This window comes from Micromonospora reichwaldensis, from assembly GCF_031845925.1.
Lineage (GTDB): Bacteria > Actinomycetota > Actinomycetes > Mycobacteriales > Micromonosporaceae > Micromonospora > Micromonospora reichwaldensis.
In genome coordinates this window covers 41,435-57,154 of record NZ_JAVRFL010000011.1, presented here as the reverse complement: position 1 = coordinate 57,154, position 15,720 = coordinate 41,435, and the positions used below count along the sequence as shown (strand labels likewise).

The following is a 15,720-nucleotide window of genomic DNA, read 5'->3' as shown; positions in this document are numbered from 1 at the left end:
AGTCACGCATGTAGATATAACGATGTGACGACCCAAAAGAGAAGAGGTGATCCGGATTCCGCCCGGGACACTGACCGTTCGGTGGAACCGGGGCCGGCGGGAACCGCGCCGCCGCGCCGCGCGTCCGAACGGAATGAGATCAGCTTCGATGGGCGGCGTCAAGATCGCGTTGGTGGCGGCGATCCTGTCCGCGACGGCCCTGTCCGGCTGCGCGACGACTGAGCCGCCCCGGGTGCCGCCGCCGAAGAGCTTCCCGGCGGGCCCGTCCGCACCGACCGTGGCGTCGCCCACCTCCGCGCCGACGGCCGCAGCGGCACGCGTGGTGCTGACCCGCTCGGGCGGGTTCGCCGGGCGCGGCGACACCGTGACGGTGGAACCCGACGGACGATGGAGCGCGGTCGACCGCGCCGGGTCGCGCCGCACGGGCCGGCTCTCCGGCGCGGACCTGGACCGGCTGCGCCGGCTCGTCGCCGACCCCGCGCTCGCCGCCGAGGCCGGCCGCCCGTCGGCCCCCACGGCCTGCCACGACGCCTTCGACTACCGGCTGACCGTCGGGGCGGTCGAGACCGGCTACGTGGACTGCCCGTCCGACGCCGCCCCACCGCCGACGACCCGGGCGGTGGTGGAACTGCTGCTAGCGGCCACCGGCTGAGCCGAGCCCTCGCCGACCGGGCCCGCCCTTACCCCGCCCCGCATCGTCGATCATGCAATCGTGGTGGCCATTTCGGGGCGTTACGAGGCTCTTGCACCACACCACAACTGCATGATCGACGCGCACAAGGACGGGCGGAGCCCTCGCCCTCAGAACCGGTGGTCCGCCGGCAGGCCGGTGCCGCGCAGCTCGGGCGGCAGGTGGGCGGTGTCGTTGACGGCGATCAGGGCGGGCGGCCCGCCCGGTCCGTAGCGGATCACCGTCAGCCCGCAGTGATGCGCGTTGAACCCCAGCCAGCGCCGCTCCGGCGCGTCGAGCGCGTGCCGGACGAACCAGGCGATCAGGAACGTGTGCGTGACGACCAGGTCCCGCCGGTCCCCGTCCACCGGCACGGTGGCGAAGCGCCGCAGGGCCGCCGCCGTCAGCCGCGGCCCGTCGGCCCGCTCCGCCGGGGAGAAACCCGCCAGCAGCCGGGCGTACGCGGGCGGCAGGCCGGCCGGATCGGTGTCGTGCGGCAGGTGGTCGCCGACCTCCTCGGCGGCGTACACGCCGGGCCCGGGCAGCGACGCCGCGACCAGCTCGGCGGTCTCGACGGCACGCCGCAGCGGGCCGTGGTGGACGGCGTCGAGGGGCACGCCGCGCAGCCGCTCGCCGAGCAGGGTCGCCTGCCGTCGGCCCCGGTCGGACAGGCCGGTCTCCGGCGGGTCGACGCCCGCCGGGGTTCCCGGCGGGCGGTCCTGCTCGCCGTGCCGGGCCAGGTAGAGCAGGCGGGTCCCCACGTCGTCCCCTCCTACGCGATCGAAAGGCGTGCCACCGGCGGCACGCCTCCCGATCATGGCTACCCGCCGCCAGGTCAGCCCCTGGGGAACATCTGGCCGATGCGGATCTTGTTGCCGAACGGGTCGCGGATGCCGAAGTCGATCCCGTACGGGCGCTCCATCGGCTCGTCGGTGATCTCGACGCCCTTGACCACGAGGTCCTCGTACGTCTTCTGCGCGTCGTCGGTGGTCATGAAGAGGTACCCGCCCAGCGCCCCCTTGGTGAGCAGCTCACGGACCTGCTCGGCGGTGGCCGGGTCCAGCGCCGGCGGGCCCGGCTTCTCCAGCAGGATCTCGCGCTCCGGGTCGCCGGGCAGGTTCACCGTCAACCAGCGCATGAAGCCGAGGTCCTGGTCGGTGTTGACCTCCAGGCCGAGCTTGCCCACATAGAAGTCGAGGGCCTCGTCCTGGTCGAGCACGTAGATCTGGGAGCGGCTGATCGCGTTCATCGTCATGCCGGGAACGCTACGGGGCTCCCCTGACCTGCTGCTTATCCAAAACTGACCTCTGCTGCCCGAAGCTGCTGGGCCGGGTCCAGGCCTTGGTGAAGCACACCGGCACGGCGGCGGTCGGCGCCTTGCGCCTGCGGTACTCCGACGGCGACTCCCCGACGATCTGCCGGAACGTACGGCTGAACGTGCCAAGGCTGGCGAAGCCGACCGCGTAGCAGACGTCGGTGACGTCCCGGTCGGTGTGCAGCAGCAGGTACATGGCCCGCTCCACCCGCCGCCGCTGGAGGTAGCGGTGCGGGGTCTCGCCGAAGGTCGCCCGGAAGGTGCGGATGAAGTGCGCCTCGGAGACGTACGCGATCCGGGCCAGGGCGGGAATGTCGAGCGGCTGGTCGTACGCGCGGTCCATCGCGTCCCGGGCGCGCAGCATGGCCCGGTTCGACTCCTCCGTCGCCCTGCTCACGCAGCCCAGCATAGGCGCGCCGGTTACCGGCCCGCCGCATCCTGCCGGTCGGCGACCTCCCGCGCTCGCAGCGAGTCGATCACCCGTGTCGCCTTGGACGGGAGTCGCGCGGTGGAGCGGATCAAAAGCCGATGCCGATCGCCCACGCTGTCCTCCGCCAGGATCTCGACGTCCAGGTGGCCGATGGCAGCCAGGGCGCGATAGGAGAATTCGCCGATCTTGAGGCCGTCGACCCCCCGCTGCTGCGGAACGACCGGGGTGCGCCCGATCCACGTCAACTCGGCGTCCGCTTCTTCGATGCCACGACGCCGGAGCCGAGCGTCCAGATCGGGAAACCTGATCCACTCCGACGCGCCCGTCCGCTCCTCCCCGTGAAAGGCGATCCGGTAGAGGATCTGCGTCACCGTCGCGTGACCCGGCCCCGCGTTGAAGAAATAGAGGATCCAACGCCCACCGTCGCCCTCCTTCTGCATCCAGCCGTAACCGAAGTGGGGCCGGACCGTCTTGGCGAACTGCGCACGGGCGAGCATGAGCCCGCCGAACACGGCGAGCAGGTTCGCAGTGGTGGGAAGGTCCAGGACGGAAAGTCGCCACGGCAGTTCGCCCACGGGCACCTTCACGTTCGCCCGCACGGCTTCCCAGAGGAAGTTGCCCGCCAGAATCGACACGAGCGCGGCGGGGAGCGCCGTGAACATCTTGGATCGCCGCACCTGGTGCCAGTGCCTGTCATGCTCCGTCACGCCCTGACGCCAGCGCCGAACCCGCCCCGCACCAAGAGACTCCACCAGATCGGCTCCCGATCATCCTCGACGACAGGCGTATCGACCATCCTCGGAGGGAAAGCGTATCGACCCGAGGCAACCGGATGCGTAGTCGTCCGCTGCACGATGAGTTCGTCGATCGGCCGCCACGCATCCACCGGGCGATCTTGCATGATGACTGCGGGACCGTGGAACAATCGAGCCGTGAGCCAACCGGACGAATTAGACGAAAACTGGCTCAACGGTGAGGAAGTCGTCTGCCCGGAGTGTCAGGAGCGCCTCTACCGCGTCGACCACTCGCCGCTGTTGGACTGCTACTTTCTCTACTGCGACGGCTGCCCGATGCGGGTGGATGTCAGTTACTACGACAGCACGGCCATGGCCATCGCGGACGCGCTCCCTGCCCGGGACGAGACCCACCCCACGCTGATGGCGGCACTCGAGGCGCGGCTACGGCGATGCGACTGCGGCGGGCGGTTCCGGGACTCGGCCCCTCGGCGCTGCCACCGGTGCGCCACCGTCCTCGCGACCATCAGCGCGCCTTCCGGTGTCGATGTCTGGCCTGGCTGGTGGACGGACGAGACGGACACGGACTCCCTGGAAGAGGAGTTCACCGCCCGGTACTTCCGGGCGGAGGGCCTCTGGAAGCACTGACGCCGGGCGGTCGGGCGGTCGGGCGGTCGGCCGCGTGCGACAGCGCCCGGCGAAGGATGCCTGATGGAATTGGAGCCCCCGGCCGGGATCGAACCGGCGACATCTCGCTTACAAGGCGAGTGCTCTGGCCAGCTGAGCTACAGGGGCGTGTGGTGCCGACGCCAGCATAGCGACTGACGTCCGGATTTCCGCCGCGGCAGGCCTCCCGACCACCGGAAACGTCTCCGCCCCCCTGCGGCGGACCGACATTGACGGTCGATTGATGTCCGCCCGTGCCTGAGTGACCGGAATGTCTATGCGGTCCGTCCCATCCCGTGCGCCCCGCCTTGGCAGGTGGCGGAAAGCCGTTTACCGTGCAGTGACACGGACGACATCTCGATCACCGAGAGGCCGCCCGTGGGCCGGCGCGTCCCGTGCCGGCCGCTCCTTCACTCGGATCGTCCGGCACGTTCCTGCCGGTGAAAGGAAGCACCCCACCATGGCTACGGTCACCTACTCCAAGGCGTCCCGGATCTACCCGGGCACGGAGCGTCCCGCCGTCAACCAGCTCGACCTGGAGATCGGCGACGGCGAGTTCCTCGTCCTGGTCGGCCCCTCCGGTTGCGGCAAGTCCACCAGCCTGCGCATGCTCGCCGGCCTGGAGGACGTCGACCAGGGCTCGATCCACATCGACGACCGGGACGTCACCCACCTGCCGCCGAAGGCCCGCGACATCGCGATGGTCTTCCAGAACTACGCCCTGTACCCGCACATGACGGTGTACGAGAACATGGCGTTCGCGCTCAAGCTGCGCAAGACCTCGAAGGCCGAGATCGACCGGCGGGTCAAGGAGGCGGCGGCGCTGCTCCAGCTGGAGGAGTACCTGGGCCGCAAGCCGAAGGCCCTCTCCGGCGGTCAGCGCCAGCGGGTGGCCATGGGCCGGGCGATCGTCCGCGAGCCGCAGGTCTTCCTCATGGACGAGCCGCTGTCGAACCTCGACGCGAAGCTGCGTGTGCAGACCCGTACCCAGATCGCGTCGCTCCAGGCGAAGCTGGGCGTCACCACCGTCTACGTCACCCACGACCAGGTCGAGGCCATGACCATGGGTCACCGGGTGGCGGTCATGCTCGACGGCGAGCTCCAGCAGGTGGACACCCCGCGGGCGCTCTACGACACCCCGGCCAACGTCTTCGTCGCCGGCTTCATGGGCTCCCCCGCCATGAACATCAAGACCGTGCCGCTGAACGAGCGGGGCGCCGCCTTCGCCGACCTCCACATCCCGCTCACCCGTGAGCAGGTCGAGGCGGCCCGCGCCGACGGCGGCGACAACAAGGTGACCGTCGGCTTCCGCCCCGAGGACTGCGACCTGGTCAGCCCGACCGAGGGCGGCATGCCCGTCGTCGTCGAGCTGGTCGAGGACCTCGGCTCGGACGCCAACATCTACGGCCACGCCGCGCTCGAGGGCAGCAACGAGCGCTTCGTGGTCCGTACCGACCGGCGCACCATGCCGAACATGGGCGACACCGTGTTCGTCAAGCCGCGCGAGGGCCGCAGCCACGTCTTCAACGCGAGCACCGGCCACCGCATCTGACGTACGACGAGATGGGGGTGCCCGCCGACCGGCGGGCACCCCCATCGTCGTCTCTGGGCTGATTGCCCCCGGACAGGCGAGGGGGCGGCCCGCCATCGGCGGACCGCCCCCTCTCCGTGTCTGCGGATCAGCCCTCGGCGGCCCGGCGGCGCGCCACCTCGGCGAGGGTGACGGCCGCGGCGACGCTGGCGTTGAGCGACTCGACGTCGGAGACCATCGGGATGCTGACCGTCAGGTCGCAGGTCTCGCCGACCAGCCGGGAGAGTCCCCGGCCCTCGGAGCCGACCACCACGACCAGCGGGCCGACGGCGGCCTCCAGGTCGTAGAGGTCGGTCTCGCCGTCGGCGTCCAGGCCCACCACCAGGAAGCCGGCGTCCTGACAGGCCTTCAGCGACCGGGTCAGGTTGGTCACCTGGGCGACCGGTACCCGCGCCGCCGCACCGGCACTGGTCCGCCAAGCGGTCGCGGTGATCCCGGCCGCCCGCCGCTCCGGTACGAAGACACCCTGCGCGCCGAAGGCGGCGGCGGACCGGATCACCGCGCCGAGGTTGCGCGGGTCGGTCACCCCGTCCAGCGCCACCAGCAGCGGGGCGGTCTGCTCCAGCGCCGCCGCGACGAGGTCCTCGAAGGGCTCGTACGCGAACGCCGGCACCTGGAGCCCGATGCCCTGGTGCAGCACGCCGCCGGTCATCCGGTCCAGCTCGGCCCTGCTGACCTCCAGGATCGCGATGCCCCGGTCGGCGGCCGTCCGGACGATCTCGTTGATCCGGTCGTCGGCGTCGATGCCCTGGGCGGTGTAGAGCGCGGTCGCCGGCACCTGGGCGCGCAGTGACTCCAGCACCGGGTTGCGCCCGACCAGCAGCTCCGGCGTGTCCTTGGACGGGTTGGACTTGCGGCCCGGCGCGACCCGGGGGCCGCCACGACCGGTGGGCCTGGCGCCCCGGCCGCCCGAGCCGCGCCCGCCGCCGGTCGGCACGCCCCGGCCACCGCCCTTGCCCCAGGTGGTGTCCTTGCTGCCCGGCTGACCGATCTTGGGGGCACGCCCCTCCTCGGCCGCCGCCCGGCGCTCCTTGTCCTGCTTCCAGGCGGTGCGCTGGGGCAGCTTCTCGGTGCCCGAGTAGGCCTTGTGCCAGGGCCGCTCGTCGGCGGGCAGGGTCTTGCCCCGACCGGCGAGGGAGTCCTTGTTCTTGCCACCGGAGCCCTTCGGGGCTCCCGCCTTCGGCGTCAGACGCCGGCCACGGCGCTGCGAGTTGCCGGCCATCAGTCCTGCTCTCCAATAGTCCAACGGGGGCCCTGGGGGGTGTCCTCGACCACCACGCCGGCCTGCTTGAGCTGGTCGCGTACGGCGTCGGCGGCGGCCCAGTCCTTGCGACCGCGGGCCTGTGCGCGCTGCTCCAGGGCCAGCGCGACCAGCGAGTCCACCACGCCGCGCAGGTCGTCCGTGCGGCCGCCACCGGTCCACGCCGGGTCGAGGGGGTCGACCCCGAGGATATCCAGCATGGCGCGCGCGGAGGCCAGCGCCGTGCGGACGGTCACATCGTCGCCGCCGGTCAGCGCGGTGTTGCCGTCGCGGACCACCTCGTGCAGGACGGCGAACGCGGCGGAGGTGTTCAGGTCGTCGTCCATGGCCGCCGCGAACGCGCCCGGCAGCTCGCCGAGCTGGCCGGCGCCGACGCGCTCGACGGCCCGCTGCACGAAGCCCTCGATCCGGCGGTACGCGACGGCGGCCTCGCGCAGCGCGTCCTCGGAGTAGTCGATCCGGGACCGGTAGTGCGCGGCGGCGTAGTAGTAGCGCAGCTCCACCGGGCGCACCCCGAGCGAGTCGACGTACGTCAGGTCGAGGGCGTTGCCGAGCGACTTGCCCATCTTGGCGCCGCCGATGCTGAGCAGCCCGTGGTGCACCCAGTAGCGGGCGAACGGCAGCCCGGCGGCCTGCGACTGGGCGATCTCGTTCTCGTGGTGCGGGAAGGTGAGGTCCAGTCCTCCGCCGTGGATGTCGAACTCGGCGCCGAGGTAGCGCCGGCACATCGCCGAGCACTCGATGTGCCAGCCGGGCCGGCCCCGCCCCCACGGCGACGGCCAGTAGGCGTCCGCCGGCTCGTCGGGCTTGGCGCCCTTCCACAGCGCGAAGTCGCGCGGGTCGCGCTTGCCCCGGTCGGGGGCGTCCCCGGCCGACTGCATCGCGTCCGGCGACTGCCCCGAGAGGGAGCCGTACGCCGGCCACGAGCAGACGTCGAAGTAGACGTCGCCGGAGTCGTCGGTGGCCGGGTAGGCGTGCCCGTCGGCGATGAGCTTGGCGATCAGCTCGTGCATCTCCGGGATGTGCCCGGTGGCCCGCGGCTCGTACGTCGGGGGCAGCACGTTGAGCGCCCGGTAGGACTCGGCCAGGATCAGCTCGTTGGCGTACGCGATCGACCAGAAGGGCTGGCCCCGCTCCATCGCCTTGACCAGGATCTTGTCGTCGATGTCGGTCACGTTGCGGATGAAGGTGACCTCGTAGCCGGCGGCGAGCAGCCAGCGGCGCAGCACGTCGTAGTTGACGCCGGAGCGAAGGTGACCGATGTGCGGCGGGGCCTGGAGGGTGAGACCACACAGGTAGACCCCCACCTTGCCGGCTTCCCGCGGGACGAAGTCCCGCACCGATCGGGTGGCGGTGTCATACAGGCGTAGCGTCACCGTACAAGGGTAGCCGTCCCCGCATTCCTGGGTTGTCCGGAGCCGGGTCGTACGCTGCTGGGCGTGGAGACGACGGCGCGGGGCGGGGAGACGGCGCAGACGCTGGACCGAGGGCTGCGACTGCTGCACCTGGTCGCCGACGCGCCGGGCGGGCTGACCGTCACCGAGGCGGCGAACCGGTTGGGCGTCGGCCGGGCGGCGGTGTACCGGCTGGTCGGCGCGCTCGCCGCGCACGGCATGCTGCGCCGCGACGGCGAGGGCCGGCTGCGCCTCGGCGCCGGGGTGCTGCACCTGGCCCGGCGGGCCCAGCCGCTGCTCGCCGAGGGGGCACTGCCCGCGTTGCGCCGCCTCGCGGAGCAGGCCGGCGCGACCGCCCACCTGACGGTGGTCGAGGGCGGCGAGGGGGTCGCGCTCGTCGTGGTCGAGCCGAGCTGGACGTCGTTCCACGTCGCGTACCGGACGGGAGCGCGGCACCCGCTGGAGCGCGGGGCGGCAGGGCGGGCCATCCTCGCCGGCCGGGCGGGCGCCGCCGGCCCGGTGAGCACCGCCGGGGAGCTGCAATCCGGGGCGTACGGGGTGGCCGCCCCGGTGCTCGGCGTGCCGGGCCTGGAGGCGAGCGTCGGGGTGGTGGCGCTGGCCCCGCTGGACGCCGAGTTGGTCGGCGCGCAGGTCCTCACCGCCGCCACCGCCATCGCCGCCGCCCTCTCCTGAGCCGCCGCCCGTCCTCGGGTGCGGACGGGTGCTCTACCACATCCGCGCCCTGCCGTGCTGGTTGTCCACAGTCGGCATTCCTCGGGGCGGCCCCGGTTGTCCACAGGGCTGTCGGGCGGGACCGGACGGCGGGCACGCTGCCCACATGCCACCTCCACCGCACCGGCCCGGCGTACTGGCCTGGCAGGTCTTCCGCGGCTCAGACGCGATCCGACAGGGACTGGTCACCGAGCACCAGCTGCGCAGCTCGGCCTGGCTGCGCCTGCGCCACGACGTCTACGCCGACGCCCGGCTGGACCGGGACCACGCCCTGGCCTGTCGGGCCGCCGCCCTGCGGCTGCCGCCCGAGGCGGTCGTCGCCGGCCCTTCGGCGGCCTACCTGCACGGCGTCGAGCACGCCGCCTCCTTCGCCGACGACGTGCACGTCCTCGTTCCCAGGACGATGCGCCTCGGCCCGCAGCGGGGCCTGCGCGTGCACTCCATGGGCCCGGCCACGTCGCCGTCGTACGCGTCCGCCCGGTTTCGGAAGACGGGCGGCGGTCCGGGCACAGCGGTCGGCCAGCCTGACGGCGGTCCGTGCCCGGCGGTCCGCCCGCCCTCGGACGGCCGGCGCGCCGCGGTCCGCCCGCCCTCGGACGGCCTGCGGGTGGCGGACCTGCGGACCGCCGGCGTGCCGGTCGCCACGGACCCGACCTCGGCGGCGTGGGAGACGGCGGTCTGGTTGGAACCGCTCCGTGCGGTCGGCATCGTCGACTCGCTGCTCCGACAGGGGGCGACCAGCCGCGAGGCCCTCGCCGACGTCGCCGACCGCAACGCCGACCGGCCGGGCGGCCGCCGGGCGCGCTGGGTGTTCGGGTTGGCGGATCCGGGCGCCCGGTCGCCGGCCGAGTCCGAGTTGCGGGTGCGGCTGGTGCTGTCCGGGCTGCCACGCCCCGCCGCCCGGCACCCCGTCCGGGTCGCCTCCGGGCTGGTGCTGCACACCGACCTGGCGTGGCCGGCGTACCGCGTCGCCGTCGCCCAGGACGGGCAGCACGCCGAGGCCGGCGGCGGGCACCTCGACCGGATCGCCAGTTTGGCCGGTGCCGGCTGGCTCGTGCTGCCCGTGACCGGCAGGCGACTGCGCCAGGACTTCCCCGGTGTCCTGCGCGAGGTTCGCGCCGCGCTCGGGGCCCGGGGCTGGCGCCAGTGACCGGGGCTCTCCCGCCGCCGTCCGGCGGGTCGACCGCCACCGCCGGACATGCGAGGGGCCCGGCCGAACGAGTCGGCCGGGCCCCTGTCGTCCTGCCCTACGGGCGGGCGTTGGGCCTGAGCGGGGTCTTCACCGCCGCGTACGCGTCGACGATGCCGTAACCGTAGAAGCCGTTGAAGTTCAGCCCTCCGGCGCAGTAGGCGTCGAACTCCGCGTCCCGGCCCTCGTTGGCGTACGACTGCAGGCGCGGCTCCGGGCAGGCGTGCTCGGCCGCCGTCCGGTAGAGGTGCTGCTCCACCAGCTTCGGCGCCATGCCGAAGCCGCCGTGCCGCTCCTTCTTGCCGTGCTTGCTGACGATCAGCGCGGCGACGCCGGAGGCGTGCGGGGCCGCCATGGAGGTGCCCTGCAGGTAGGTGTAGTACCCGCACTCACCGTTGGCCTTGCACTGCTTGAAGACCGTCTCCTCGAACCCGGCGACGATGTTGCCGTTCGCGTCGACCGAGCCCTCCTCCTGGAGCACCTTCTTCGGGTACGTCGAGAGGATCATGTTGGCGTCGGTGCGGAAGGTGTCCGTGCCGAAGCCGTCACGGAACCAGCCGCCGGGGGCCGCCACGGCGGTCTGCTCGGTGCCGTAGTTCGAGAAGTCCGACTTCTTGCCCGACGGCCCGACCGCGGACACGCTGATCACGTTGGGGCCCTCGGTGGGCAGGTCCCAGCAGCTGTCGTTGTCGATCTCGCGCGGGTAGGGCGCGGTGTCGCCGTAGTCCGGGCTCGACACGTCGGTGCGCGGGGCGCCCAGGTCCTCGTGGTTGTTGCCCAGCGCGCCGACCAGCGTGACGCCCCGGTCGTGGGCGAAGTTCAACGCCCGCTTCATGGCCTTGATGGTGGCCCGCTGCTCGGCCTGGTCCTCCGGGGAGTCGGCCGGGTTGGCGGTGCAGTTGTAGAGCCAGGGGTCGACGTAGAAGGACATGTTGACCACGTCCAGGCCGACCTTGCCGGCGTGCAGCAGGCTGTTGACCACCGGCTCCAGGAAGAAGTAGCCGGAGTCCTGGCCGCCCTTGAGCTCGACCAGGGAGATGTTCGGGGCGACGCCGGAGAGGCCGAAGCCGTTGGCGGCGGCGCCGATCGTGCCGGCCACGTGGGTGCCGTGCCCGCCATCGTCGGTGCCGACCGGGTCGAGGCAGCTCGCCACCTCGCACGGGCCGTCGACGTCCACCATGTCCGGGGCGAAGTTGCGGGACAGCGCCCAGTTGAAGTTCGGCGCGATGTCGGGGTTGCTGGCGTCGACGCCGGTGTCCAGCACGCCGACGGTGACCCGGCGGTCGCCCGGCTCGACCTTGCGGGCCTTGTCCGCCCGGATCATCTCCAGGCCCCAGAGCTTGTCGTCGAGCGGATCCATCTTCTTGCCACGCTTGGCGCCCGCACCCTTGGCCGCGGCGGCGGCCAGCAGGTGCTCCTGCTCGACGCGGTCCAGCTTGGGCTTACGGCCGATGGCCTTCTGCTCGGTGGCGCCGATCAGCGCGGTCGCGGCGGTGGCCTTCGCCGCGAAGTCGGCCCGGTCGCTGGTCACCCGGAACATGCCGACGTCGTCGGAGCGGGAGACCACCGTGCCGCCGGCCGACCGGATGGCGGCGATCGCGGCGTCCGCCGAGACGCCGTCCTCGGCGACGACGGTGAAGGTACGGGCACTGCTCGGCTCGGCGCTGGCCGGCACGCTCATGCCTGTCACCGCAAGTGCCAGCGCCGTCGCGGACGCGACGGCACCGGCGGTGAAGCGCTTGCTCACCACATCGGATCCTCTCGTTGAGGGACGTGGCAGCCATCAGACAACACCGCGGCAGTTTCCGCCATAGCAACGTCGGCTATCGCGCGAATCTGGCTTTCATCCGTGGTGGGTGTCGCCGGACGGCCCGTTCGAGTCACGGCACTGCGGGCTCGGTGACCTGCGGCCGCGGGTCGTCGGCACGGGGAGCGCGCAGCTCGTCGACGCGTACCAGGGCGACACCGGCGACGATCAGAGCGCCGCCGATCAGTTGCACCACGGTGGGCAGTTCACCCAGCACCAGCCAGGCGATAAGCACGGCGAACATCACCTCGGTCAGCCCGACGAACGACGACAGCCGGGCGCCGAGGATCCGGGTGCCGGCGATCCCGGCGAGGTACGCGACGACGGCGGCGACCAGCGACAGGCCGACCACCGGCACCAGCCAACTGGTGCGCTGCCCGGCGAAGGTGACCTCGCCGAGGGACACGCGCAGCGGCAGCGCGCCGACCGCGCCGAGCAGCAGCAGGACGGCGGCCCCGACGGCCATGCCGCCGCTGGCCATGGCCACCGAGGGCAACTCCTCGTCGACCCGCCCCGCGAGCACGAAGTAGCCGGCGAGGCCGACCGCCGCCCCCAGCCCCCAGAGCACGCCCACCGGGTCGAGTCCGCCGGCGCCGGTCAGGTCCAGGACGAAGAACAGGCCGGCGAGGGCCGCCATCGAGCCGACGACGGTCAGCCGGCGGGGACGCTGCCGGTGGACCAGCCACATCCAGCCCACCACCAGCACGATCCCGAGGTACTCCAGCAGCAGCGCGACGCCGACCGGCAGGTAGCGGACCGCGTTGAAGAAGCAGACCTGGGCCGTGGCGACCCCGAGCAGCCCGAACACACCGATCGCGGCGAGGTTGCGGCGCAGCACGCCCCACCTGCCGCGCAGGGACAGCACGGCCGGGACCGCCACGACCAGCGCGGCGACGCCGACCCGGGCGGCCACGGCGGCTTCGGCCGACCAGCCGGCGTCGATGAGGGACCGGGCGAACGTGCCGGACGTGGCGAAGGTGACGGCGGAGAGCAGGGCGAGGCCGAGACCGAGCCCGGCGGCGGGTGGTTGACGCATCGATCCACTCCCACTGTCATGAGTAAACTGCCACTATGCTCATGACGCTAGGCGGGCGCCACGACAGGAGTCAAGTTGCTCTTCACCCATGACACGGAATGCTCCCTGACTGCCATGGCCGCGCTGGTCAACACCGACGGCCGCGCCGGTGAGGGCCTGCCCGACGTCGCCGCCCTGGACGCGTTCTTCGTCGCCCACACCTACAGCGGGCGGCACGAGCACAGCGAGGACGAACTGCGGGCGGTACGCGACCTCCGGCCCCGGCTGCGCCGCGTCTGGTACGCCGACACCGAGGGGATCGTCGCCATCGTCAACGGGCTGCTACGCGAGAACGACGCGCTGCCCCAGCTCATCACGCACGACGACGAGCCGTACCACATCCACGCCGTGCCGCGTGACGCGCCGCTGGCGACCCGGATGGCCGTCGAGGCGGCGATGGCGCTGGCGGATCTCGTACGCACCGGCGAGCTGCGCCGGCTGCGGATCTGCGACCATCCGGACTGCGAGAACGTGCTGGTCGACCTGTCGAAGAACCGGTCCCGACGGTTCTGCGACGCGGGCTGCGGCAACCGCGCCGCCGTCACCGCCTACCGCGCCCGCAAGACCGCCAGCCGGCACTGAGCCGACCACGCGCACCGCCGGCACTGCGCCGACGCGCCCTGCGGACCTCCGTCACCGGCACCGCCACCGGCACAGCACCAGCACCAGCACCAGCACCGATGGCACCCAGCCCTCGGCACGCACCCACCGGCACTCAGCCCCCGACGCACACCCGCCGGCACTGAGCCCCGGCGCCCACCGGAAGTGTTTCCACGCCCTGTCGAGCTGCCCCATCTGTGCGACCGGGCGGACCTGACACCACTGGCCGGTGCGGACACGGGCCGTCGTGCGTCGCGCGTCACCAAGGCGCAAGACGGACACCGACGGGCACACCGTCGAGAGACGCGCACGGCGCACGCGCACCACAACAGCAGTCCGAGCAGCCGCCACTGGCAGAAGCCGCGTCGGCATCATCAGGGATGACCGATTTCGCTGGACGAAGCCGCGTCGGCAACGCCAGGACCACCGGCGCCGCCAGGCGTAGGCGTATCCAACAGGTTCGGCAGGCGGAACGCGTCCAGCACAGCCAACGGCCACCGCTCGCCGAACGACCGTGCAGCCGTGACGACGATGAGATCCGGGGCCGTCGGCTCGACGAAGACCGCCAGTCACCCCACGCCTAGCCTGGCTCGGGAGCCAGCCCCGATCTGGCGAGCTGCCGCTCTGGTCCTATGCACGGGGCAGCTCGACAGTGAGGCGACACCCAGCCGCAGGCCGAGCCGAGCCGAGGCCCAGGCCAAGCCGAGCCAGGCAAAGCAAAGCAAAGCAAAGCAAGGCCGGGCCAGGCCAGGCCGAGCCAGGCCGAGCCAGGCCGAGCCAGGCCGAGCCAGGCCGAGCCAGGTCCAGCCGAGCCAGGTTTAGGGGTGGGTCATCCGGAGCAGGTCGAGTGCCTCGTCGAGCTGGGTCTCGCTCAGCTTGCCCGAGTCGACGTGCCCCCGGGAGACGATCACCTCGCGGATCGAGACCTGCTTGGCCAGCGCCTCCTTGGCGATCGAGGCGGCCTCGTCGTACCCGAGGTAACGGTTGAGCGGGGTGACGATCGACGGCGAGCCCTCCGCGTACGCCAGACAGACCTCGGCGTCCGCGACCAGGCCGACCACCAGTCGGTCGGCGAAGAGCCGGCTCGACGCGGCGAGCAGGCGGACCGACTCCAGCAGGTTGCGGCCCATCACGGGGAGCATGACGTTCAGCTCGAAGTCGCCCTGGGAGCCGGCGAACCCGACGGCGGCGTCGTTGCCGATCACCTGGGCGCAGACCTGCCGCACCGCCTCGGCGACCACCGGGTTGACCTTGCCCGGCATGATCGACGAGCCGGGCTGGAGGTCGGGGATGCGCAGCTCGCGCAGGCCGGCGCGGGGGCCGGAGCCCATCCAGCGGATGTCGTTGGCGATCTTGTAGAGACCGACGGCGACCGTACGCAGCTGCCCGGAGGTCTCCACCAGCGCGTCCCGGGCGCCCTGCGCCTCGAAGTGGTTGCGCGCCTCGGTCAGCGGCAGCCCGGTCGAGCCACGCAGCTTCTCGATGACCTTCGCGGCGAAGCCGAGCGGGGTGTTGATGCCGGTGCCCACCGCCGTGCCGCCCAGCGGCAGCTCGGCCAGCCGGGGCAGCGCCCCCTCCAGCCGCTCGATGCCGTAGCGGACCTGGGCGGCGTACCCGCCGAACTCCTGCCCGAGGGTGACCGGGGTGGCGTCCATCAGGTGCGTACGCCCGGCCTTCACCACGGTCTCGAACTCCGCCGCCTTGCCCTCCAGCGCCTCCGCCAGGTGGGCCAGCGCGGGCAACAGGTCCCGCGCCACCGCCTCGGTGGCGGCCAGATGGATCGAGGACGGGAAGACGTCGTTGCTGGACTGCGAGGCGTTCACGTCGTCGTTCGGGTGCACGTCCCGGCCCAGCTCCCGGCTGGCCAGGGTGGCGATGACCTCGTTGGTGTTCATGTTCGACGACGTGCCGGAACCGGTCTGGAACACGTCGATCGGGAACTGGTCGTCGTAGCCGCCCTCGGCCACGTGCGCGGCGGCGGCGGCGATGGCCGCGGCCACGTTCGCGTCGATCACGCCCAACTCGCCGTTGACCTCGGCCGCCGCCCCCTTGATCTGGGCCAGCGCCCGGATCTGGGCCGGCTCGATGCCCCGGCCCGAGATCGGGAAGTTCTGCACCGCGCGCTGGGTCTGCGCCCGCCACAGCGCCTCGGCGGGCACCTCCACCTCGCCCATCGAGTCGCGTTCGATCCGGTAACCCGTCGCCTCTGGAGTCGTCACGCGTACCATCCTGCCGCGCCGCGCGCCGACGTGCAGA

Annotated in this window: 15 protein-coding genes and 1 tRNA gene; 6 read left to right on the top strand and 10 right to left on the bottom strand. The window is 72.4% G+C overall.

Translation table 11 applies throughout. The features are described from left to right. Nucleotides 1–148 precede the first annotated feature (148 nt). The gene (locus RM555_RS11410) at nt 149–652 is read left to right on the top strand and encodes a protealysin inhibitor emfourin (RefSeq protein WP_311411711.1); all 504 of its coding nucleotides are present in this window, start codon (nt 149–151) and stop codon (nt 650–652) included. A 149-nt stretch (nt 653–801) separates the two neighbouring features. Here the strand turns inward: RM555_RS11410 and RM555_RS11405 are convergent, their stop codons facing one another. The 4 genes from RM555_RS11405 to RM555_RS11390 form a co-directional block, all read right to left on the bottom strand. Continuing rightward, nucleotides 802–1,431, bottom strand: coding sequence for a histidine phosphatase family protein (locus tag RM555_RS11405; protein WP_311411710.1), 630 nt, complete (start codon nt 1,429–1,431; stop codon nt 802–804). Nucleotides 1,432–1,505: 74 nt separating this feature from the next. Continuing rightward, nucleotides 1,506–1,925, bottom strand: a complete 420-nt coding sequence (locus RM555_RS11400; protein WP_311411709.1) for a VOC family protein — start codon at nt 1,923–1,925, stop codon at nt 1,506–1,508. 10 nt (nt 1,926–1,935) lie between these two features. Next, complete coding sequence (locus tag RM555_RS11395) at nt 1,936–2,382, bottom strand: AraC family transcriptional regulator (protein WP_311411708.1); 447 nt, start codon at nt 2,380–2,382, stop codon at nt 1,936–1,938. A 23-nt stretch (nt 2,383–2,405) separates the two neighbouring features. Then, nucleotides 2,406–3,122 carry a hypothetical protein gene (locus RM555_RS11390; protein WP_311411707.1) on the bottom strand — a complete coding sequence of 239 codons (717 nt, stop codon included), beginning with the start codon at nt 3,120–3,122 and terminating at the stop codon, nt 2,406–2,408. Between the two features lie 225 nt (nt 3,123–3,347). Between RM555_RS11390 and RM555_RS11385 the strand changes: the two genes are divergently transcribed. Further along, a complete protein-coding gene (locus RM555_RS11385; RefSeq protein WP_311411706.1) occupies nt 3,348–3,797 on the top strand; it encodes a hypothetical protein in 450 nt (149 codons plus the stop codon). Between the two features lie 70 nt (nt 3,798–3,867). Here the strand turns inward: RM555_RS11385 and RM555_RS11380 are convergent. Further along, nucleotides 3,868–3,944, bottom strand: a tRNA-Thr gene (locus RM555_RS11380). A 331-nt stretch (nt 3,945–4,275) separates the two neighbouring features. On the opposite strand from RM555_RS11380, the gene RM555_RS11375 reads away from it, so the two are divergent. Beyond that, a complete protein-coding gene (locus RM555_RS11375) occupies nt 4,276–5,367 on the top strand; it encodes an ABC transporter ATP-binding protein (protein ID WP_151455306.1) in 1,092 nt (363 codons plus the stop codon). 127 nt (nt 5,368–5,494) lie between these two features. Here RM555_RS11375 and rlmB read toward each other — a convergent pair whose 3' ends face one another. Then, nucleotides 5,495–6,628, bottom strand: a complete 1,134-nt coding sequence (rlmB, locus tag RM555_RS11370; RefSeq protein WP_311411705.1) for a 23S rRNA (guanosine(2251)-2'-O)-methyltransferase RlmB — start codon at nt 6,626–6,628, stop codon at nt 5,495–5,497. Then, the gene (gene cysS / locus RM555_RS11365) at nt 6,628–8,043 is read right to left on the bottom strand and encodes a cysteine--tRNA ligase (RefSeq protein ID WP_311411704.1); all 1,416 of its coding nucleotides are present in this window, start codon (nt 8,041–8,043) and stop codon (nt 6,628–6,630) included. The genes rlmB and cysS overlap by 1 nt, the downstream gene beginning before the upstream one ends. A gap of 63 nt (nt 8,044–8,106) precedes the next feature. Here cysS and RM555_RS11360 point away from each other — a divergent pair, with 63 nt between their 5' ends. Then, complete coding sequence (locus RM555_RS11360) at nt 8,107–8,754, top strand: IclR family transcriptional regulator (protein ID WP_311411703.1); 648 nt, start codon at nt 8,107–8,109, stop codon at nt 8,752–8,754. Nucleotides 8,755–8,899: 145 nt separating this feature from the next. Further along, the gene (locus RM555_RS11355) at nt 8,900–9,943 is read left to right on the top strand and encodes a hypothetical protein (RefSeq protein ID WP_311411702.1); all 1,044 of its coding nucleotides are present in this window, start codon (nt 8,900–8,902) and stop codon (nt 9,941–9,943) included. 97 nt (nt 9,944–10,040) lie between these two features. Here RM555_RS11355 and RM555_RS11350 read toward each other — a convergent pair whose 3' ends face one another. Together RM555_RS11350 and RM555_RS11345 are read right to left on the bottom strand one after the other, a co-directional pair. Then, nucleotides 10,041–11,729: a S8 family serine peptidase gene (locus tag RM555_RS11350; protein WP_311411701.1), complete on the bottom strand. Its 1,689-nt coding sequence runs from the start codon at nt 11,727–11,729 to the stop codon at nt 10,041–10,043. 133 nt (nt 11,730–11,862) lie between these two features. Next, entirely contained in the window at nt 11,863–12,825 is a 963-nt protein-coding gene (locus RM555_RS11345) for an EamA family transporter (RefSeq protein WP_311411700.1), read from the bottom strand. Nucleotides 12,826–12,900: 75 nt separating this feature from the next. On the opposite strand from RM555_RS11345, the gene RM555_RS11340 reads away from it, so the two are divergent. Then, complete coding sequence (locus RM555_RS11340) at nt 12,901–13,446, top strand: CGNR zinc finger domain-containing protein (protein ID WP_311411699.1); 546 nt, start codon at nt 12,901–12,903, stop codon at nt 13,444–13,446. 836 nt (nt 13,447–14,282) lie between these two features. Here the strand turns inward: RM555_RS11340 and RM555_RS11335 are convergent. Next, nucleotides 14,283–15,692, bottom strand: a complete 1,410-nt coding sequence (locus RM555_RS11335) for a class II fumarate hydratase (RefSeq protein WP_311411698.1) — start codon at nt 15,690–15,692, stop codon at nt 14,283–14,285. Nucleotides 15,693–15,720 lie beyond the last annotated feature (28 nt).